Source organism: Pseudarthrobacter sp. CCNWLW207, assembly GCF_037203945.1.
Lineage (GTDB): Bacteria > Actinomycetota > Actinomycetes > Actinomycetales > Micrococcaceae > Arthrobacter.
The window spans coordinates 1-20,220 of the sequence record NZ_JBBCBS010000009.1; the positions used below are offsets into that span (position 1 = coordinate 1).

The window sequence follows — 20,220 nt, forward strand, 5'->3', positions numbered from 1 at the left end:
ACCGTCAAGGGCTACGGACTCGGACCCCACTTCGAAGGCCGCAACGCCACCCACCAGATGAAAAAACTCACCCTCGACGACTTGAAGAAGTTCAGGGATCATCTGCGGATTCCGGTCACGGACGAACAGCTCGAAAAGGACCCGTACCAGCCGCCGTATTTCCACCCGGGCACGGACGCGCCGGAAATCCAGTACATGATGGAACGCCGCGCCGCACTGGGCGGATCTGTTCCGGAGCGCCGCTCCAAGCACGCTGACATCGCCCTTCCGGACGCCAAGTCCTACGAAGTGGCAAAGCGCGGTTCGGGCAAGCAGCAGGCGGCCACCACCATGGCATTTGTTCGGCTGCTCAAGGACCTCATGCGGGACAAGAACTTCGGCAAGCACATCGCCCCGATCATTCCCGATGAGGCACGGACCTTCGGCATGGACGCCTTCTTCCCGACGGCGAAGATCTACAACCCCAAGGGCCAGAACTACCTGTCCGTGGACCGGGACCTCGTCCTGGCCTACAAGGAATCCGCGCAGGGCCAGCTGATCCACCCCGGCATCAACGAAGCCGGGGCCGTCGCAGCCTTCACCGCCGCCGGGACCGCCTACGCCACGCACGGCGTGCCCCTGATCCCGGTCTACGTGTTCTACTCCATGTTCGGCTTCCAGCGCACCGGCGACGCCTTCTGGGCAGCAGCGGACCAAATGACCCGCGGCTTCATCATCGGCGCCACCGCAGGACGGACCACCCTCACCGGCGAAGGACTCCAGCACGCCGACGGCCACTCCCCCATCCTCGCCGCCACCAACCCCGCGGTGGTCACCTACGACCCCGCCTACGGCTACGAAATGGGCCACATCATCCGCGACGGCATCGAAAGGATGTACGGACCGGACTCCACTGACCGGAACCTGATGTACTACCTGACGGTGTACAACGAACCGATCACCCAGCCGGCCGAACCCGAGGAGCTCGACGTCGAAGGTGTCCTCAAAGGCATCTACCTGCTGGCTCCGGCAAAGATCGACGGTCCCCGGACCCAGATCCTGGCCTCCGGTGTCTCGGTGCCGTGGGCGCTGGAAGCCCAGCGGCTCCTGGCCGAGGACTGGGGTGTTTCCGCCGACGTCTGGTCCGTCACGTCCTGGAACGAACTGCGCCGCGACGGCATGGCCGCCGAGGAAGAAGCGTTCCTGAACCCGGGCCAGCCCGCTCGCGTCCCGTTTGTCACCCAGCAGCTCGCTGGTGCCACCGGACCGATCGTGGCCGTTTCGGACTACATGAAGGCCGTCCCGGACCAGATCCGCCAGTTCCTGCCAAACGAGTTTGCCTCGCTCGGCGCGGACGGCTTCGGCTTCTCCGACACCCGCGCAGCAGCCCGCCGCTTCTTCAAGAACGACATCCACTCCATCGTGGTCCGTTCGCTGGAGATGCTGGCGCGCCGTGGCGAAGTGGACGCACAGGCACCGGCGAAGGCAATCGAAAAGTACCGCCTGCACAACGTCAACGCCGGTTCCACAGGCAACGCGGGGGGCGACTCCTGATCCGCCCGCAGCTGACCCACAGCCAGCTGCAATGAACGACGACGGCGACCCTCACCGCAAGGCGAGGGTCGCCGTCGTCGTTCCCGTGCCAGCCGTTTACCCGACGGACAAACCTGTGACGCACCACCACGTCGGTTGTAGCCTTTGCACAAATGGAGCTTGCGGGGCAGGCACCGTATGCTCAAAGGATGCCAGAGCCAACTCCCCCGCCCGTGAAGCGCAAGCCGACCTCGCGCAGCATGACTCCGGAGAAATCCGAAACCCTGAAAAAGCTCCGGGCGAGCGTGGGCCAACTGTCCACCACCACCCTGCGGCAGCTCGAAAAGTCACTGCCGTGGTACAGCCGGCTCAGCTCTGACGAACGGTCCGCGCTGGGCATGGTGGCCCAAAACGGCATCGCTGCCTTTGTCACCTGGTACGAGCGACCCAGTTCGCCGTCCTGGATCCTCTCCGACGTCTTTGGTACCGCCCCGACCGAACTCACGCGCTCCATCAGCCTCCAGAAGGCGCTCCAACTCATCCGGATCGTGGTTGAAGTAGTTGAGGACCAGGTCCCCGTGATCGCTCCCGAGGCCGACCAGCCATCGCTCCGCGAGGCAGTGCTCCGGTATTCGCGCGAAGTTGCCTTCGCCGCCGCTGATGTCTACGCGCGGGCGGCTGAATCCCGCGGATCGTGGGACACCCGGCTTGAGGCGCTGATCGTGGACGCCATCCTGCGCGGCGAAAACACCGACGCACTGCGCTCACGCATCGCTGCCCTGGGCTGGAAGGCCCAGGAACGGTTTACGGTGATGGTGGGCAATTCCCCGTCAGAACCGAGTGCCAGCTATGTCAGCGAACTGCGACGGCTGGCTGGCCGCTACGCCGAGGACGCCTTGGTGGGAATCCAGGGCGACCGCCTGATTTTGATTCTTGGCGGCGTACAGGACCGCGAAACGGCCTACCTCAAGCTCAGCGAGATGTTTGCCCCGGGACCCGTGGTCTACGGGCCGGAGGCGAGTTCGCTCCTGGAAGCCAGCGGGTCCGCGCAATCCGCCTTTGCCGGCCTCACGGCAGCCAGGGCGTGGCCTTCGGCTCCGCGGCCCGTAGCCGCCGACGATCTGCTGCCTGAACGCGTTATCTCCGGCGACGACGCGGCGCGCCGGTCACTGGTCAAGAATATCTACCGCCCCCTCGTGGCGGCCTCCAATGGCCTCGTGGAGACGCTGGGTACGTACCTGGAGCTGGGCCACTCGCTTGAGGCGACCGCCCGGGAATTGTTTGTCCATGCGAACACGGTCAGGTACCGGCTGAAGCGCGTCTGTGACGTCACAGGCTGGGATCCACTCCTTCCCCGCGAGGCGTTTGTGCTTCAGGCTGCGTTGGTTGTGGGCCGCCTCGCGGCGCCCCCGAAAGCACCGACCGAGCGTCATCCGGCGCGGAATCAGACCTGAGGCGTTGTAGACTTCCTACAACCTGACCCCGTGAGCTTGGTGCAGAGAAACACCGCTGAATCACACAGTAATTTGGAAAGCTGGATACGTGCTTGCAATAGTCTGCCCTGGACAGGGCTCACAGACCCCGGGTTTTCTGGCCCCCTGGCTGGAACTGCCTTCGGTAGCAGGCCAGCTGGCCTCCCTGAGCGAAATCGCAGGCATCGACCTGACAGCCCACGGGACTACCTCGGATGAGGAAACCATCAAGGACACCGCCGTAGCGCAGCCGCTTATTGTTGCGGCCGGCCTGGTGGCGGCGAAGTCCCTCTTCGATGTCGAACTCAGCTCCCTCCCGGTGATCCTCGCCGGCCACTCGGTCGGCGAAATCACCGCATCCGCCCTGGCCGGAATCCTCACCGAACAGGAAGCCATGACTTTCGTCCGGGAGCGCGCCAACAGCATGGCCGCCGCCGCGGCAGTCACTCCCACCGGCATGAGCGCTGTGATAGGCGGGGACCCTGCAGAGGTCCGGGCCGCGATTGAAGCGTCCGGCGCCACTCCGGCCAACGTCAACGGCGCGGGCCAGACTGTGGCCGCCGGGACCTTCGACCAGCTCAAGGCGCTGGCAGAGAACCCACCCGCCAAGACCCGCATTATTCCCCTCAAGGTGGCCGGGGCGTTCCACACCTCGCACATGGCCCCGGCGGTAAGCGCCCTTGAGGCGCTCAAACCAACCCTGAAGCCGCAGGATCCCCGGGTTCCGTTGCTCTCCAACTTCGACGGCAAGGACGTAACCGGCGGCGTGGCCGGTGTCGACAGCCTGATTGCCCAAGTCTCCCGTCCGGTCCGCTGGGACCTTTGCATGGATACGATGGTGCAGCGGGGCGTCACCGGAGTCATTGAACTGGCTCCTGCAGGCACGCTTGCGGGCCTCGCCAAACGCGGTATGCCCGGAGTCAAGACGGTTGCCGTCAAGACGCCGGATGACCTCTCAGCCGCACTGGCACTCTTCGCAGAATTGGAGGGCAACGCATGAGCGTTCCCACGCTTAAGCAGGCGCCCGTCCAGGAGAACACGCGCATCCTGGGAATCGGCGCTTACCGACCGGACATCATTGTCACCAACGACGACGTCTGCCAGTGGATTGATTCCTCGGACGAATGGATCCGGCAGCGCACCGGCATCGTCACGCGCCACCGCGCTCCGGCCGATGTCAGCGTCATCGACATGGCTGAAGGGGCGGCGCAGGAGGCCCTCAAGCAGGCCGGTATCGAAGCCTCCCAGCTCGGCGCCGTCATCGTCTCCACCGTGACCCACCCCTACGCCACTCCGTCGGCGGCTGCCAGCCTGGCTGACCGGCTGGGCGCAACGCCGGCTCCGGCCTTTGATATCTCAGCAGCCTGCGCCGGCTACTGCTACGGCATTGCCCAAGGCGATGCCCTGGTGCGGTCCGGCGCCGCCAAATACGTCCTGGTCGTGGGTGCGGAAAAGCTCTCCGACGTCATCGACAACCACGAGCGCACCATTTCTTTCCTGCTTGGCGACGGTGCCGGCGCGGTAGTGATCGGTCCGTCCGACACACCCGGGATTGGTCCGTCCGTCTGGGGTTCAGATGGCAGCAAGTGGGACGCCATTGGCATGACGCGGTCCATGCTCGATGTCCGGGCCCTGAGCCAGGCAGCGCGCCAGTCGGACGAGTCCGGTGACTTCGCGCTGCTGGAAGAAGCCCAGGACCTGTGGCCGACGCTGCGTCAGGATGGGCAGACCGTATTCCGCTGGGCTGTGTGGGAAATGGCGAAGGTGGCGCAGCAGGCCCTGGAGGCTGCCGGTGTGCAGGCCGAGGACCTCGTGGCGTTCATCCCGCACCAGGCAAACATGCGGATCATCGACGAAATGGTCAAAAAGCTCAAGCTTCCCGAAACCGTCACCGTGGCCCGGGACATTGCCGACGCCGGCAACACCTCGGCTGCGTCCATCCCCTTGGCCACGCACCGGTTGCTCCAGGAAAACCCAGGACTCAGCGGCGGTCTTGCGCTGCAGATTGGCTTCGGAGCCGGGCTCGTCTTCGGCGCCCAGGTAATCGTCCTTCCGTAGGAACGCCCCACCCAGGCAGCATCCGCTGTCTGAACCGTTTCCGGCAGCCCCTGCCGGCAATAACAAGAAAAGGAGCCATCAATGGCTAGCAACGAAGAGATCCTGGCCGGCTTGGCTGAAATCGTCAACGAAGAGACCGGCCTCGCGCCCGAGGCTGTGGAGCTGGACAAGTCCTTCACCGAGGACCTGGACATCGACTCCATCTCCATGATGACCATCGTGGTCAACGCCGAAGAGAAGTTCGGCGTGCGCATCCCGGACGAAGAGGTCAAGAACCTCAAGACCGTCGGCGACGCCGTCAGCTTCATCGCCGGCGCGCAGGCCTAGCCACAACGCCAGTCGCTTGCGGCTTGGCTGGACTGCCGGACCGGGAACTCCGGACCGGCAGTCCAGCCGCATCAAACCGGCAGCCACCTGCCCTACATCCCACACGCGGGACCCCGCCGGAGAAACCGGACCCGGGCTGCCCACCGACAGAGAGTGATCCCATGACACGCAAAGTAGTCATTACCGGTCTGGGTGCCACCACGCCCATCGGCGGCGACGTACCCACAATGTGGAACAACGCGCTTAAGGGGGTCTCTGGTGCCCGCACCCTGGAGGACGACTGGGTTGCCAAGTATGAACTTCCCGTCCACTTCGCTGCCCGCTGCAGTACCCCTGCCCTCGACGTCCTCAGCCGCGTCGAAGCAAAGCGCATGGACCCTTCCACGCAGTTCGGCGTCATCGCCTCCCGGGAAGCCTGGGCCGACTCCGGTATCACCGAAATCGACCACGACCGCCTCGCCGTTGCCTTCGCTACAGGGATCGGCGGCGTCTGGACCCTGCTCGACGCCTGGGACACCCTGAAGGAAAAAGGCCCGCGACGGGTCCTTCCGATGACCGTTCCCATGCTGATGCCCAACGGTGTCGCTGCAGCCGTCAGCCTTGACCTTGGTGCCCGTGCTGGCGCCCACACCCCTGTTTCTGCTTGCGCTTCCGGCACAGAAGCCCTCCACCTTGGCCTCGACCTGATCCGCTCCGGCAAGGCTGATGTGGTGATGTGTGGCGGCGCCGAGGCTGCCATCCACCCCATGCCGCTGGCGGCGTTTGCCTCCATGCAGGCACTGTCCCGCCGGAATGAGGACCCCGAGGGCGCCTCCCGTCCGTATGACCTCGGCCGCGACGGCTTTGTGATGGGCGAAGGCGCCGGCGCGCTGGTCCTCGAAGCCGAAGAGCACGCTTTGGCACGTGGCGCACGCATCTACGGCGAGCTCGCAGGCACGTCGGTAACCGCCGACGCTTACCACATCACGGCTCCGGACCCCGAGGGCCTGGGCGCTACCCGCGCGCTGAAGGCAGCCATGTTCGACGGCCGCATCCAGGCCGAGGACGTTGTGCACGTCAACGCCCACGCGACGTCGACGCCCGTGGGCGACAAGCCGGAGTACACGGCTCTCCGTGCCGCCCTGGGCAACCACATCGACAATGTGGCAGTCTCAGCGACCAAGTCGCAGATGGGGCACCTCCTGGGAGCCTCCGGCGCCGTGGAGGCTGTCCTGACCGTGCTCGCCGTTTACGAACGCAAGGCACCGGTGACCATCAACCTCGAAAACCAGGACCCGGAAATCCCGCTCGACGTCGTCACGTCCGCGCGTGACCTCCCGGCCGGGAACATTGTGGCATTGAGCAACTCCTTTGGCTTCGGCGGCCACAATGCCGTGATCGCAGTACGCAGCGTCTAGCATCTCCCTAGTGAAAAGCAAGGGCCCCGCCGGTTGGCGGGGCCCTTGCTTTTGCTATGGAAACGGTTTTGATGCCCGACGGCGGTAACACCTTTCGGGGGCGTCAGCCCACTTGGTGGAGCCAGCGCACGGGGGCGCCTTCGGCGGCGTGCCTGAAGGGCTCCAGCTCTTCGTCCCATGCCTCGCCAAGGGCCAAGGACAGCTCGTGGTAAACCGCGGAGGGATCACCTGCGCCTGACTCGTAGGCGTACCGGATCCGGTCCTCTGAGACCATGATGTTGCCGTGAACATCGGTCGTGGCGTGGAAGATCCCCAGTTCGGGCGTATGTGACCAGCGGCCACCGTCGACACCTTGGCTTGGCTCCTCGGTGACCTCATAGCGGAGATGGGCCCAGCCGCGCAGTGAGGAGGCCAGCTTCGATCCGGTCCCGGGAGCGCCGGTCCAGGAGAGCTCGGCCCGAAACATTCCGGGCGCAGCAGGCTGAGGGGTCCACTCAAGATCCGTTCGCTTGTCCACGACGGATCCAATGGCCCACTCCACGTGCGGGCACAGAGCGGTAGGGGCCGAGTGTACGAACAACACACCGCGGGTCATTGCAACAGACATTCCATCCTCCATAGCTGTAGGTACGTCTTCCCCAACGACCTCTGCCTGGATGAAATGCGCTGTGCCGTGTTCCTGCCGGCTGCGGTTATCCCTGCCTGAATATGTAACTGTGTCCGGACTTGCCATTACGCACGAAGCACTGAGCTTCAAGCGAGACTTGAAAGTTGCCGGACTTGACTCTTATTGTGCCGCACGCCGCCTAATTACGCCACTGCAATTCCTTGGGGCCTTCCTCTGCGTCATTTCCAGCCGAAACCAAGGGCGCCACTGGCCGACGGCATACTCAGGCCCGGGGATGTGCCTGCTGGTAACTCTTGCGGAGCCTGTCGACGGAGACGTGGGTGTAGACCTGCGTCGTGGCGAGGCTGCTGTGCCCCAGGATCTCCTGAACGGCCCGCAGATCCGCACCGCCGTCCAGGAGATGAGTAGCCGCTGAATGTCGCAGGGCATGGGGACCCGTGGCCGAGGTGTCGCCCAAAGCTTCGAAGAGATCCTTAACCACTGCCCTTACCTGCCGCTGATCCACCCGGTTGCCCCTTGATCCCAGGAACAACGCGGCTCCGCTCTGGTCCTGGGCCAGCCGCGGCCGACCCCTGCGGAGCCAGTCATCCATGGCGACCGCGGCGGGAACTCCATAGGGAACGGTTCTTTCCTTGTTTCCCTTGCCGATGACACGGAGCGTTCGGCGGTCCGGGTTGAGGTCGTCGACGTCCATGCCGGCCAGTTCACCCACACGAATGCCGGTAGCGTAAAGGAGTTCCACCATGGCCCGGTTGCGCACGGCGAGCGGCGCTCCTTCCAGGGCAGCCTCCTCAAGCTTGGCCAGCAGCCTCATTATCTGCTGGGCCTGCAGGACACCGGGTAGGGACTTTTCCTTTTTCGGGGCCTTCAGCCGAAGCGAGGGATCCTCGCTGATGAGTTCTTCCCGGAGTGCCCAGGCAGTGAAAGACCGCGCCGTAGCCGATCTCCGGGCGAGTGTGGAGCGGGCGGCCCCCGCCTCGCTCTGGACACCAAGCCACCGCCGCAGGGTGCCAAGTTCAAGGCCGGGCAGGTCAGTAACGCCTTCGGACGCGCTGTATGCCAGCATGCTCCGGACGTCAGCGAGGTAGGCACGGACGGTGTGCTCGGACCTGGCCCGTTCCCCTGCCAAATATTTGCCGAAAGCTTCGGCTGCCAGCGCAAGGGCTGGCGGCAATTCCTGAATCTCCACATGCTTACTCTCCCAGCATTTGTTCGCAGATAAAGGCCGGACACAGCAATCTAGGCTGACCCTTTGGCACGCTTCCACCCGCCCCGTTCAGAATGGGCCAGTCCGAGGAGCCCCAGTCTTCCCAGGCCGGCCCGCACTGATTCCTGGCTGAGCCCTGCAACAGAACATAGTTTGTCCACAGAAGTTGCGGACCGGAGCGGCAAGGCGTCAAGAAGGATCAGATCTTCAAGGGTCAGGCCGTCGTGCTCTGCTGCGCGTCCCGTCCGGGCTTCCGGAACGGCTTCGCCGCTCGGTGAGGCTAGCTCAGCTATTTCACCGGCATCTGTGACGCAGACGGCCCCGCCGTCCCGGAGCAGTCGGTGGCACCCCGCCGAATTGGCACTATGAACGGATCCCGGAACCGCACCGACAGCCCGGCACAGGGTTTCTGCGTGATGGGCTGTATTCAGGGCCCCGGACCGCCAGCGCGCTTCGACCACCACCGTTACAGCGGAAAGTGCCGCGATAAGCCGGTTGCGCTGAAGGAACCTGTACCGGGTTGGGGCCGATCCCGGGGGAACCTCGGCCAGGACGGCTCCTTGGTTACAGACCGCCCGGAGCAGGTCCTCATTCCCGGAAGGATAAAACCGGTCCACACCGCCAGCCATCACGGCGATGGTGGGTACTGCGCCGGTTCCCCCGGCAAGGGCGGCACGATGGGCGTGGGCATCGATGCCGTAGGCCCCGCCGGACACAACCGTAAAGCCACGCTGGGCCAACGAGTATGCGAGGTCGCCCGTGACGGACGCGCCGTAACTGGTGCTGTCCCGTGAGCCCACGAGCGCCACGCACCGGGAAACATCCGGGAGCGGCTGTTCCAGGCCGCGCCACCACAGGCAGATGGGCTCCTGGAGTCCGAGCTCCGCCAACTGCGCGGGCCACACGTCATCGGAGGGGACAATCAGCCGGCCTCCGAGGCGGGCCATAGTGGCCAAATCCCGCTCGGGTGCAAGGTCCGGAATCCTGGGGGCCCAGCGTTTCAGGGCCGCCCCCATCCCCGCCCAGCTGGTTCCTGCTCCGTTGTCCGCCAGCAACGCCGTGATTTCCTGTTCCAGTGCCGGTCCGGCGGCCAGTTGGCCAGTGGCTATCCGCAGCGCGTCGGTGGCTCCAGCTGCTTTGACCAGCGCGAGTCCTGCCGCATCCTGCGGCTCCATCAGCCGCGACAATGAGGCGCGGGTTATCCGTTCGTTGTCCATGTCCAGTTCCTTATGCCACTGCCGAGGCAGCCTGCCGCAGGCCCAGGGCCTGTCCAATGTCATTGAGGTCCGGCCTGTCACGATGGGCAAGATCGGCCAGGGTCCATGCGAGCCGCAGCACCCTGTCATAGCCTCTCGCCGTCAGGACGCCGCGCTCCAGGGAGTTGTCCAGGATGCGGGTCGATGACGCCGGGAGTCGGAGCTCGCCTCGCAGGATCCGGCCAGGAACCTGCGAATTGGTTTCCAGGCCAAGGGGGTGCAGCCGTTCGGACTGCCTGCGGCGGGCGGCACGCACGCGCTGCGCCACCGCAGCGGTGTCCTCTTCCATGCCGCCCTGGCCGAAGTCCGCCAAGGAGACACGCTCCACCTGCAACTGGATGTCCACCCGGTCCAGCAGGGGTCCAGACATCCTGGCAAGGTAGCGGCGCCGCATCATGGGCGTGCACGTACAGTCCAGGCCCTTACCCGAGGCCTTTCCGCAGGGACATGGATTGGCGGCCAGGACCAATTGGAACCTGGCAGGATACGCGGCTGTCCCGGCGGAGCGATGGATCACGAGCTCCCCGCTCTCCAGCGGCTGCCGAAGGGCATCAAGGACCCGGCGTTCGTACTCAGGGGCCTCGTCAAGGAACAAGACACCACGGTGGGCCCGTGATGCGGCTCCTGGCCGCGGCAGTCCTGATCCGCCTCCGATGATTGCGGCCGCAGTGGCGGAATGATGCGGGTTCTCAAACGGTGGCCTGCGGAGGAGCTGTACGGCAGAGGAAGGCAACCCGCAGAGTGAATGAATGGCGGTGACTTCCATGGCCTCGTTGTCGGCGAGGTCCGGGAGCAGCCCTGGCAGCCGCTCCGCCAGCATGGTCTTTCCGGCGCCCGGCGGTCCGGTGAGCAGCAGATGGTGCGCACCGGCGGCGGCCACTTCAAGGGCCCTTCTGGCGTCCCCCTGCCCTGAGACGTCGGCCATGTCGGGAACGGCTTCGTAACCTGCTTCCGTCCCGTTGGGATCCGGAGCGTCGTCGGGTTCGAAGTCCAGCACCAGTTCCTGCGGGTCGGCGCCGCAGTCCAGTGCCAGCCTGGCGAGGGTCCGATAGCCTCTGACGTTGGCACCGGGTACCAGCGCGGCTTCGGCCAGGTTTGCCTGTGCCACGACGATGTCGGGGTATCCTGCCTGCACCGCCGCCATCACTGCCGGAAGGATGCCCCGCACCGGCCGTAACCGGCCGTCCAGCCCTAGTTCGGCTATGAAGACAGTGCGCTCGGTTGGCTTGATGTCGTTCGCGGCACGCAGGACTGCCATGGTGACTGCCAGGTCGAAGCCTGAACCACGCTTGGGAAGCGAGGCCGGGATCAGGTTAGCGGTAATTTTTCTCCGGCTCAGCGGAATCCCGGAATTCTTGGTAGCCGAGCGTATGCGCTCCTTCGCCTCGTTGAGGGCAGCATCGGGCAGGCCAAGAAGGATAAATGCAGGGAGGCTCTGTCCGATGTCGGCCTCGACCTCGACGATGTACCCGTTCAACCCTACGAGGGCAACCGAGTAGGTGCGGCCCAAAGTCATTTACACCACTCCCCTGAGGTGCTCCACGACGGGTTCGCCAACGCCGTCGTCCAGCACGGCGATGACATCGACTCTCCGCAGCGGCATCCGAACGTCGCTCTCGCGGCACCAGGCGGCGCCCAGGCGGTGGAGCCGCGCCAGCTTCGCTTCCCCCACAGCCTCAAAGGGATGGCCGTAGTCGAGCGAGCGGCGTGTCTTCACTTCGGCGATCACCAGGGCGTCCCGGTCCAGGGCGACAATGTCGATTTCGCCCTCGGTGCACCGCCAGTTCCGATCGACCACCAGCATGCCCAGCGATTCAAGATAAACGGCGGCGAGTTCCTCGCCACGCCTGCCTAACAGGTCTTTGGATTTCATTGCTACCTCCGCAAACCAGCCTGCAGGAGCAGGACCGCGGAGGACAGGGACCTATTGGCCTATGTGGGCAACCCGGCCGGCCGGCGGGGGTGTTGAGGACAAGTGGCGATCAGGCAGGGCTTCTGGCAGGCCGTGAAGCGGGGGCGTCAGTTGCCAAGGTCAACGTCCTTGGGCAACGCCAGTTCCTCGTTGCGGGGAAGCTCCTCGACGTTGACGTCCTTGAAAGTCAGCACCCGGACGCTTTTGACGAACCGGGCTGAGCGATAGACGTCCCATACCCAGGCGTCCTGCAGTGTCAGGTCAAAGTAGACTTCGCCGTCGGCGCTGCGGGCCTGGAGATCCACGTGGTTAGCCAGGTAGAAACGCCGTTCGGTCTCGACAACGTAGCTGAACAGCCCGACGACATCGCGGTATTCACGGTAGAGCTGAAGCTCCATGTCGGTTTCATAGTTTTCAAGATCCTCGGCACTCATGCTTCCATCTTGCACCATTGAGCGCGGCGCTGGCGTCACGGCGAAGGGCAGGCGTCAGAGTTCTCCGCCAAGCAGCCGCCAGCTCACGCGGTGATAAGGCGTGGGGCCTGCGGCACGGAGGACATCGCGGTGCAGGGACGTGGCGTAGCCTTTGTTGATGTCCCAGCCGAAATCCGGAAATTCGGCGTGCAGTTGGCGCATTTGCTGATCACGTTCGACCTTGGCAATCACGCTGGCGGCCGCCACGCTCAGGCACTGCATGTCTGCCTTCACGCGGGTATGGACGGGCGCGGCGCAGCCGGCGTCGCTCGGGGCCTCATCAAACAGTGAGGGTTGCTCAGCCGGTGAGAGCCAATTGTGGCTGCCGTCCAGGAGCACGATGTCGGGGGTGATTCCTGTGGCCAGGACGTCCATCCAGGCGCGGGTACCTGCCAACCGGAGCGCGGCGATGATGCCCAGCGCGTCGATCTCCGCCGCCGAGGCATGCCCTACCGCCGAAGCCACGCTCCACTTGCGTACCAACGGTTCCAGGCGTTCCCGTTCTGCGGGGCTGAGCAGCTTGCTGTCCCGCACCCCCGCGAGCGGCTTTTGGGCTAGGAGGTCGACGACGGCGATTCCCACGCTCACGGGCCCGGCCAGGGCGCCGCGCCCCACTTCGTCCACGCCGGCCAGGTACTTGGCGCCGAGGGCTTTGAAGGTGCGTTCGTGGCGCAGGGTGGGGGCCTTGGAGCGTGGCCCGGTGGCAGGCCGCGCAGCAGCCTTGGCTGGAGCGAGGGGTATTGCTGTGGACATCCTCAGCCTCCGGCGGGCACGTTCTTGAAGACGTCCGGGTAGTTGTCGAGGACGCTGATGCGATTCAACGGCCACGCGATGACGGCCGCCTTGCCTTCGATGTCAGCGAGGTTGACGAAGCCGCCGTTGGCTTCCATGTGGGCGCGTGAATCGGCCGAGTGGTTCCGGTTGTCGCCCATGACCCAGACCTTTCCTTCCGGTACAACGACATCGAAGTTGCGGATCTCCGGGATTTCGGCGGCGTTGACGTAGCTCTCGTCGACCGGGGCTCCGTTGATGGTCAGTTTACCGCCGGCGTCGCAGCAGATCACGTGGTCTCCGGGCAGTCCGATGACGCGCTTGACGAGATGCTGCTCCGAGTCGTCCGGCAGCAGGCCCACAAATGTCAGGCCGTCCTGAACCCAGGTGAACGGCCCCTCAGTCTTCTCCGGGGCGGCAGCCAGCCAGCCCTGGGTGTCCCGGAAGACCACCACATCGCCATGCGAGAGGGCGAAAGGTTCGGGAACGAGCAAGTTGACGAAAATACGGTCGTTGACATCCAGGGTGCTGACCATGGATTCGGACGGAATGTAGAACGCGCGGAACAGGAAAGTCTTGATCAGGAATGAGAGCACCACAGCGATCACCACCACCGTGGCGATTTCCTTCAGCCAGACAAAGAGGGGGCCCGGCGCCGAAGGCTCCGCCCGGGGAGCAGAAGAGTGCTTCCCGGCGGCCGGGCTGGCGGGGGCGCCTCCCTCGGCTTTAGCCGGCGCGGATTCCGGAACGGCTGCAGCGGCGTCGGATTCGGCAGCAGCACGGGCGGCGGGGGCTTCAGGGCCGCCGTCATGGCCAGGATCGGGGATCCGGGCGTGGTTCTCGGGCATCTACTGTCCGTCCTCTGTTGTTGGTCCTGCCTGCTGCGGCCGTGCTACTGCAGCAAATCTATCAAGCGGCCAGACTATCTGGACGGGCCGGCCGATCACCCTGTCCAGCGGCACCATTCCGCCGCCCGGGGCACCAAGCAGGCTGCGGGAGTCGGCGGACAGGGACCGGTGGTCCCCGAGCAGCCACAGCCGCCCTTCCGGCACTTCGGCGGTGAAGGCCTGCCGGCTGGCCACATCCCCCGGGAAGAGATACGGTTCGTCCAACGGCGCACCGTTCACGGTGATCTTTCCGTCGGTGTCACAGCACACCACAGTATCTCCGGGAACGCCGATCACCCTCTTGACGTAGGTAGTGTCGCTTCCGACGAGCCCAATCCATTGGGCGGCGGCCGCCGCCGCATCCGCCAGGGGCCCCTTCCCGCTGTTCAACGGGGCGAACGAGCCCCGTCCGTCAAAGACCACGACGTCACCACGGCGGACGGGTTCCATCTGGAAGTCCGTCCTCGAGACCAGGATGCGGTCTCCGCCCTGCAAAAGCGGCTCCATGGATTCGGACGGAATGTAATAGACATCCAGCCACAGCGACCGGATGAGTCCGCTGATGGCAACGGCGAGCAGGAGTGCCAGGAACGCAAAACGCCAGCCCATTCTTCTGGGCTGGCGTTTTGTCTGGTCCATGAATCCGTATCCTGGGGCGCTGTGGCGGTTGGCTCCGGCGCTGGCCTGGTACGGCTGTGGCCCTGCCTTGTAGGTCCGGGGGGACTTACTTGGCGGTGGTGAAGTCGCGCTTTTCCTTGATCTTTGCGGCCTTGCCGCGCAGGGCGCGCATGTAGTACAGCTTGGCGCGACGGACGTCGCCCTTGCTGACGAGCTCGATCTTGTCGATGATCGGGGAGTGTACCGGGAAGGTACGCTCCACACCAACGCCGAAGGAGACCTTGCGGACCGTGAAGGTTTCGCGGATGCCGTCGCCCTGGCGGCCCAGGACGAAGCCCTGGAATACCTGGACACGGGAGTTCTTGCCTTCGATGATGTTCACGTGCACCTTGAGGGTGTCACCTGCGCGGAACGCAGGAACGTCGGTGCGCAGCGAGGCTGCATCTACGGAATCGAGAATATGCATAATTCCACTCCTGGTGAACGCCACAGGTCATTCACTTTGGGTCACGGCGGCCAAGCCCGGAGGCGCTTGCGCGAGCCGGAAATTGCCGTCGAAAGTTTTGTGGTCCGGTTCCGTCACTGATTGGCGGCACCGGGGTGTCCCGCTGTTGGTTGCGCTCCCCCTGTGGCAGGTGCGGACCCAGCAGACACAAGGACTAATTTTGCCACATCCGGCGGCTTACAGCCAATCGTCGCCGGCGGGGCGGCGCCGTCAGTTGGGCGCGTCAGGCCGCGGCCGAAGACGGCCGTCGACGACGTCGTACCCCAGGTCGGCGAGAGCAGTCCGGTCCGCGCGGGGCAACTTCCCGGCGTCGAAAGTTTCCAAGAGGTCAGGGCGGCGTTCGGCCGTCCGCCGAAACTGCTCATGGCGGCGCCACTGGGCGATCTTGCCGTGGTTGCCGCTCAGCAGCACTTCCGGCACTTCCCGGTCCCGCCAGACGGAGGGTTTGGTGTAAACGGGGTACTCGAGCAGCCCGTCCGAGTGGGACTCCTCCACCAGGGACTCGGGGTTCCCGACAACGCCGGGCAGCAGGCGGCCAATGGCCTCCACCATGGCCAGCACGGCCACTTCGCCGCCGTTGAGGACGTAATCGCCCAGGCTCATGGGCCGCACGGTAAAGTGTTCCTCCGCCCATTCGATGACGCGCTCGTCAATGCCCTCGTAGCGTCCGCAGGCGAAAACAAGCTGGTCCTCTTCGGCCAGTTCATGCGCCAGTGCCTGGCTGAAGCGCTCCCCCGCCGGCGAGGGGACGATCAGCACAGGCTTGGCTGTTTTGTCTCCACCCGTTGCGGCCACGGAGGCCAGGGCCTGCGCCCAGGGTTCTGCCTTCATCACCATGCCGGCACCGCCGCCGTAGGGTGTGTCATCCACCGAGCGGTGCTTGTCCGTGGTGAAGTCGCGCAGGTCGTGGACGCGAAGGTCCAGCAGGCCGTCCTGGCGGGCCTTGCCGATGAGGGACAGCTCCAGGGGCGCCAGGTATTCCGGGAAGATGCTGACGACGTCGATTCTCATCTACGCGTTGTCCTCCGGCCCGGCCGCACCGGCGTCGTCGGTGTTGATGTCAAAGAGGCCATCAGGCGGCGTCAGCAGGACAAACCCCTCGGCGACGTTGACCTCGGGCACGATCTGTTCCACGAACGGGATCAGGATTTCCTTACCGTCCGGGGCTTCGACCACCAGCAGGTCCTGGACGGGCATGGTGTGCAGGGCCGCGATCTTGCCCACCACCTGCGAGCCGACCCGGGCCTCGAGTCCTACCAGTTCGTGCTCGTACCAGCCTTCGTCGTCGTCCTCGTCCAGCTCTTCGGTTTCGATGAACAGTTTGGCGCCGCGGAGGGTCTCGGCCTGGTTGCGGGTTTCGATTCCCTCGAAGGCAAGCAGGAGGATGTCCTTGTTCCAGCGCGCACTTTCAACAGTGAGCGGGCCGGCCGAGGCAGGTTCCACCACAAACTCGGTGCCGGGAACGAACCTGTCCGCCGGGGCGTCAGTCAGCACCTGGACCGTCACTTCCCCGCGGATTCCATGCGGTTTGCCGATTCGTGCCACCTGAAGCTGCATCTGGTCCTCTGTTCGTGGTTGTGCTGGGGTTAGGCGTTGTGGTGAAAGCACTCCGGCCCCTCCACCGTTGGTGGAAGGGCCGGAGCAAAACTGATGTTGCCGAGCGCTTTTAGCGGCGGCGGTCGGTGTCGACGACGTCGACCCTTACCGGCTCGCCGTCAGCCAGTGCCGCCACAACGGTGCGCAGTGCGCGTGCCGTGCGGCCCTGGCGGCCGATCACCCGTCCGAGATCGTCCTGGTGAACGCGCACTTCGAGGGTGTCCCCGCGGCGGTTGTTCTTCGAGGTGACCTTGACGTCTTCCGGGGAATCAACGATTCCGCGGACCAGGTGTTCGAGCGCTTCAGCCAGCAATCTACTCAGCCTCGGTGGTCTCGGCTTCGGCTTCGGCCGGGGCGTCGGACTGCTTGGACTTCTTGGTGATCGCTTCCGGGATGATCACGGAACCCTTCTCCGGAGCAACGAAGGCAGCCTTCGGAGCTTTGGTCTTCAGGGTGCCTTCCTGGCCCGGGAGGCCCTTGAACTTCTGCCAGTCACCGGTGATCTTGAGGATCGCGGCAACCTGCTCGGACGGCTGGGCGCCGACGGACAGCCAGTACTGGGCACGCTCGGAGTCAACCTCGATGTATGAGGGCTCTTCGGTGGGGTGGTACTTGCCGATTTCTTCGATTGCACGGCCATCACGCTTGGTGCGTGAGTCCGCAACAACGATGCGGTAGTACGGTGCGCGCATCTTGCCAAAGCGCTTAAGGCGAATCTTTACGGCCACTTTTGTGGTCACTCCTGTTTCAGAAAAGGGGTGAACCCGGCGTTCTGCACCCGTGGGGCGGGCCATACTTGAGGGTTCGAAGGACAGGATCCAGACGCGGAGAGAGGGGCCACGCAGATCGAGTACCTGTTTATTGTGCCAGATCAGCGCCCGGATTTCGACTTGGGACCGATCCGCCGGACACCGGCGATGCTCCCACGTTGCTCAGGATGACCAGACGTACAGCCCGGTGCGGTCGGCATCCTCGATTCCACTGGCCAGCTCTGCCAGCTGCTGCACGTATTTCCTGGCCTCGGCCGCACCGAATGGCATGTCGTCCTGGGCCGCCCATTTTTCGGCGACGTCGTCGAGTACGTTGCCCTCCCCCTCGGTCTCATAGCTGAGCAGCTCAGCGAGCGCCCGGACCATGGCGGGCGGAACACCCAGCAGTGAATCGCTGGCCACATCCACCATGGCCAGTTCATAGTCCGCACCACCGGCATGGACGGCCGCGCCGGCGAGGTCCCCGAGCTGTTCAATTTCGAAGTCACTGATCCCGGGAATCCGAAGGCCGGGCGTGGCGGGGGAACCGCCGTCGTCCAGTATCCCGGCACGCTTCAGCGCGGCGTCGTGGGTTGAAACAAAGATTTCGGTGAAGCCCATGGGAATCGCCCTCATTCCGTCGACGGTGCGGCTCTGGCAGGCAGCTGCAGAGCCGCCCCGGCCGTTCGGAATCAGCCTAGTACACGGCTCCGCGCTCCCTGGGCCGCCGCACCCGGCTTAGCGCACAGCGACCCGGATGCTGTTTCGCCAAGGGTCCTCGAAGCGCAACTCGGCCCCCGTATGGTGGCTGGCAACCCCGGCGACCTTCAGCCGATCGGCCAGTGCGCCGACGTCATCTCCGGACGGCACCTCAATGAGCACCTCCCCCAGGCCGAGGGTATCTTTCCGGGGACCGGCGCCGCGGCTGTTCCAGACGTTCATGGCCATGTGGTGGTGGTAGCGCCCGGCTGACACAAAAAGCGCCTGGCCATGCCAGCCCGCCGTCTTCTCGAACCCCAATGTGCCGACATAGAAATCGTGGGCGGTGTGGACGTCGCCCACCTGGAGGTGGACGTGGCCCACCCCGGCCGCCGTCCGCTGCTGGCCCTCAACGGATTCCTGGGTCAGATGCTCCTGCAGGTAGCGCTGCGGAGGCAGTGCCAGGCTGTCCATGACCACGTCCGTTCCGTTCCAGGACCAGTTTTTGCGCGGCCGGTCCCAGTAGAGTTCGATGCCGTTGCCCTCCGGGTCGTTGAAATAGAAGGCTTCACTGACCAAGTGGTCCGCACTGCCCGTGAACGAGCGGGGCTCATATTGGGCCGCCGTAGCGACTGTGGCCGCCAGTGCCGCCTGGTCCTCAAAAAGCAGCGCCGTGTGGAACAGCCCGGCCTCGCCCCTGCCAGGAAGAGTCAGCCCGGGGGCGGCGGCCAGATGCACCAGCGGCTTTCCGAGCCGGCCCATGTAGAGGCCACCGTCCTGTTCGGCCACCACGTCCAGGCCCAGTGCGCGCTGGTAGTAGTCAGTCATGAGCTTCATGTCGCCGACCTTCAGCATCACCGTGCCCATGGTGAGCTCGGCTGGTAGAAGGTCCTGGCTGGTGGATTCTGCAGTCATCGAAAACTCCCGGTCCAACGGCCGCCGGATCTCGGAGGCCTCTACTCTTCTAAATTACTTGAAGCTTCAATTTATTCCCAGCTGTACGATGCGCGATCTTCGGCGGTCAGCGGATCACCTCGCCCCGCAACACGACGTGCCGGAGCGTGGCGACAGTGGAGGGGACGCGCCGGGGGTCTTCCCCGCACAACACCACATCGGCGCTGGCACCCTCGGAGATCCCCTCAGCGCCGAGCCACGTCCGCGCACCCCAGCAAGCTGCATCCAGGGCCGCCGCAGGAGGGAGGCCTGCCCGGTGCAGTGCCAGGATTTCGTCGGCGATCCGTCCGTGCCGGATGACGCTGCCCGCATCTGTCCCGGCATAGATTCGCACACCCGCTGCGAAGGCTTCGTACACGCGCTCGTACCTGCGTTCCCACAGCGCGTGCATGTGCTCGGCGTACCGCGGGAATTTCGCTTCGGCCTGGCGGGCGATGTCCGGGAAGGTGTCGATGTTGATCAGCGTCGGAACGATGGGGACACCCTGGGCGGCGAGCCGGGGAACGTGCCGGGGCAGCAATCCGGTGGCGTGCTCGATGCAGTCGATGCCGGCGTCGAGCATCTGGTCAAGGGTGTCTTCGGCGAAGCAGTGCGCGGTCACCCGGGCGCCCTCGTCATGCGCCGCCTGCACGGCATCGCGGACGACGGCGTCGGGAAACGACGGTGCGAGGTCTCCGGCGTCGCGGTCAATCCAGTCCCCCACGAGCTTGACCCAGCCATCACCGGCCCTCGCCTGCTTCCGCACGGCCTCCACCAGGCCGTCCGGCTCCACCTCGACGGCGAAATCCCGCAGGTAGCGCCGGGACCGGGCAATATGCCGCCCGGCGCGAACAAGCCTGGGCATGTCGTGACGCTGCTGCAGCCAACGCGTGTCGCTTGCCGCCCCGGCATCACGGACCAGGAGCGTGCCTGCGTCGCGGTCGGTGCGGGCCTGTTCTTCAGCCATCGCATCCGGGACAGCGCCGCCGGGACCCAGGCCTACGTGGCAGTGGGCATCAACGAATCCGGGCAGCACCCAGCCGTCAAGTACCGCGTTCGGAGCGGCCCCGGGACGCCGGAACGTCAGCCGCCCGTCCACGGACCAGAGGCCCCGCCGTTCCTCATTCGGTCCGGTGAGCACTGTTCCGCTGAATTCGATGATTCCGGCCATGGCAACAGCCTAATCCGCGGAAGATGGTCAGCCTGTCAAGTCACATCCT

At 65.1% G+C, this 20,220-nt stretch carries 23 protein-coding genes; 6 read left to right on the forward strand and 17 right to left on the reverse strand.

Going from position 1 to position 20,220, the window contains the following annotated elements:
* The 6 genes from V9L17_RS15630 to V9L17_RS15655 all read left to right on the forward strand — a co-directional run.
* Positions 1 to 1,533, forward strand: a 1,533-nt coding sequence (locus tag V9L17_RS15630) for a transketolase-like TK C-terminal-containing protein (RefSeq protein ID WP_443197980.1), incomplete at its 5' end; no start/stop codon positions are given.
* A 188-nt stretch (positions 1,534 to 1,721) separates the two neighbouring features.
* The gene (locus tag V9L17_RS15635) at positions 1,722 to 2,966 is read left to right on the forward strand and encodes a PucR family transcriptional regulator (protein WP_337348885.1); all 1,245 of its coding nucleotides are present in this window, start codon (positions 1,722 to 1,724) and stop codon (positions 2,964 to 2,966) included.
* A gap of 88 nt (positions 2,967 to 3,054) precedes the next feature.
* On the forward strand, positions 3,055 to 3,984 hold the full coding sequence (locus tag V9L17_RS15640; RefSeq protein WP_337348886.1) for an ACP S-malonyltransferase: 930 nt from the start codon (positions 3,055 to 3,057) through the stop codon (positions 3,982 to 3,984).
* Positions 3,981 to 5,042: a beta-ketoacyl-ACP synthase III gene (locus tag V9L17_RS15645; RefSeq protein WP_337348887.1), complete on the forward strand. Its 1,062-nt coding sequence runs from the start codon at positions 3,981 to 3,983 to the stop codon at positions 5,040 to 5,042. Before V9L17_RS15640 ends, V9L17_RS15645 begins: the two co-directional genes overlap by 4 nt.
* Positions 5,043 to 5,123: 81 nt before the next feature.
* Positions 5,124 to 5,369: an acyl carrier protein gene (locus V9L17_RS15650; protein WP_009359314.1), complete on the forward strand. Its 246-nt coding sequence runs from the start codon at positions 5,124 to 5,126 to the stop codon at positions 5,367 to 5,369.
* A gap of 161 nt (positions 5,370 to 5,530) precedes the next feature.
* Complete coding sequence (locus V9L17_RS15655) at positions 5,531 to 6,766, forward strand: beta-ketoacyl-[acyl-carrier-protein] synthase family protein (RefSeq protein WP_337348888.1); 1,236 nt, start codon at positions 5,531 to 5,533, stop codon at positions 6,764 to 6,766.
* A gap of 103 nt (positions 6,767 to 6,869) precedes the next feature.
* Here V9L17_RS15655 and V9L17_RS15660 read toward each other — a convergent pair whose 3' ends face one another.
* The 17 genes from V9L17_RS15660 to V9L17_RS15740 form a co-directional block, all read right to left on the reverse strand.
* A complete protein-coding gene (locus V9L17_RS15660; RefSeq protein ID WP_337348889.1) occupies positions 6,870 to 7,373 on the reverse strand; it encodes a DUF3145 domain-containing protein in 504 nt (167 codons plus the stop codon).
* A gap of 283 nt (positions 7,374 to 7,656) precedes the next feature.
* Complete coding sequence (locus tag V9L17_RS15665) at positions 7,657 to 8,583, reverse strand: tyrosine recombinase XerC (RefSeq protein ID WP_337352109.1); 927 nt, start codon at positions 8,581 to 8,583, stop codon at positions 7,657 to 7,659.
* A gap of 50 nt (positions 8,584 to 8,633) precedes the next feature.
* Positions 8,634 to 9,818, reverse strand: coding sequence for a DNA-processing protein DprA (dprA, locus tag V9L17_RS15670; RefSeq protein WP_337352110.1), 1,185 nt, complete (start codon positions 9,816 to 9,818; stop codon positions 8,634 to 8,636).
* A gap of 10 nt (positions 9,819 to 9,828) precedes the next feature.
* A complete protein-coding gene (locus V9L17_RS15675) occupies positions 9,829 to 11,373 on the reverse strand; it encodes a YifB family Mg chelatase-like AAA ATPase (protein ID WP_337352111.1) in 1,545 nt (514 codons plus the stop codon).
* Positions 11,374 to 11,730: a YraN family protein gene (locus V9L17_RS15680; protein WP_337348893.1), complete on the reverse strand. Its 357-nt coding sequence runs from the start codon at positions 11,728 to 11,730 to the stop codon at positions 11,374 to 11,376.
* Positions 11,731 to 11,876: 146 nt separating this feature from the next.
* Complete coding sequence (locus tag V9L17_RS15685; protein WP_056335405.1) at positions 11,877 to 12,203, reverse strand: DUF2469 domain-containing protein; 327 nt, start codon at positions 12,201 to 12,203, stop codon at positions 11,877 to 11,879.
* 54 nt (positions 12,204 to 12,257) lie between these two features.
* Positions 12,258 to 12,995 (reverse strand): ribonuclease HII, encoded by a 738-nt coding sequence (locus V9L17_RS15690; RefSeq protein WP_337352112.1) that lies wholly within the window; start codon positions 12,993 to 12,995, stop codon positions 12,258 to 12,260.
* 2 nt (positions 12,996 to 12,997) lie between these two features.
* Positions 12,998 to 13,861, reverse strand: coding sequence for a signal peptidase I (gene lepB, locus V9L17_RS15695; RefSeq protein WP_337348895.1), 864 nt, complete (start codon positions 13,859 to 13,861; stop codon positions 12,998 to 13,000).
* Positions 13,862 to 14,539 carry a signal peptidase I gene (gene lepB / locus V9L17_RS15700; protein ID WP_337352113.1) on the reverse strand — a complete coding sequence of 226 codons (678 nt, stop codon included), beginning with the start codon at positions 14,537 to 14,539 and terminating at the stop codon, positions 13,862 to 13,864.
* A gap of 85 nt (positions 14,540 to 14,624) precedes the next feature.
* On the reverse strand, positions 14,625 to 14,984 hold the full coding sequence (gene rplS, locus V9L17_RS15705; RefSeq protein WP_337348897.1) for a 50S ribosomal protein L19: 360 nt from the start codon (positions 14,982 to 14,984) through the stop codon (positions 14,625 to 14,627).
* Positions 14,985 to 15,233: 249 nt separating this feature from the next.
* The gene (trmD, locus tag V9L17_RS15710) at positions 15,234 to 16,034 is read right to left on the reverse strand and encodes a tRNA (guanosine(37)-N1)-methyltransferase TrmD (protein WP_337352114.1); all 801 of its coding nucleotides are present in this window, start codon (positions 16,032 to 16,034) and stop codon (positions 15,234 to 15,236) included.
* A complete protein-coding gene (gene rimM, locus V9L17_RS15715; RefSeq protein ID WP_337348899.1) occupies positions 16,035 to 16,580 on the reverse strand; it encodes a ribosome maturation factor RimM in 546 nt (181 codons plus the stop codon).
* A gap of 109 nt (positions 16,581 to 16,689) precedes the next feature.
* Positions 16,690 to 16,932: an RNA-binding protein gene (locus V9L17_RS15720; RefSeq protein WP_066292169.1), complete on the reverse strand. Its 243-nt coding sequence runs from the start codon at positions 16,930 to 16,932 to the stop codon at positions 16,690 to 16,692.
* Between the two features lies 1 nt (position 16,933).
* A complete protein-coding gene (gene rpsP / locus V9L17_RS15725; RefSeq protein ID WP_337348900.1) occupies positions 16,934 to 17,347 on the reverse strand; it encodes a 30S ribosomal protein S16 in 414 nt (137 codons plus the stop codon).
* 204 nt (positions 17,348 to 17,551) lie between these two features.
* Positions 17,552 to 17,989 carry a hypothetical protein gene (locus V9L17_RS15730; RefSeq protein WP_337348934.1) on the reverse strand — a complete coding sequence of 146 codons (438 nt, stop codon included), beginning with the start codon at positions 17,987 to 17,989 and terminating at the stop codon, positions 17,552 to 17,554.
* Between the two features lie 117 nt (positions 17,990 to 18,106).
* On the reverse strand, positions 18,107 to 18,982 hold the full coding sequence (locus V9L17_RS15735) for a VOC family protein (protein ID WP_337352115.1): 876 nt from the start codon (positions 18,980 to 18,982) through the stop codon (positions 18,107 to 18,109).
* Positions 18,983 to 19,088: 106 nt separating this feature from the next.
* Complete coding sequence (locus tag V9L17_RS15740) at positions 19,089 to 20,171, reverse strand: amidohydrolase family protein (RefSeq protein WP_337352116.1); 1,083 nt, start codon at positions 20,169 to 20,171, stop codon at positions 19,089 to 19,091.
* Between the last annotated feature and the right edge of the window lie 49 nt (positions 20,172 to 20,220).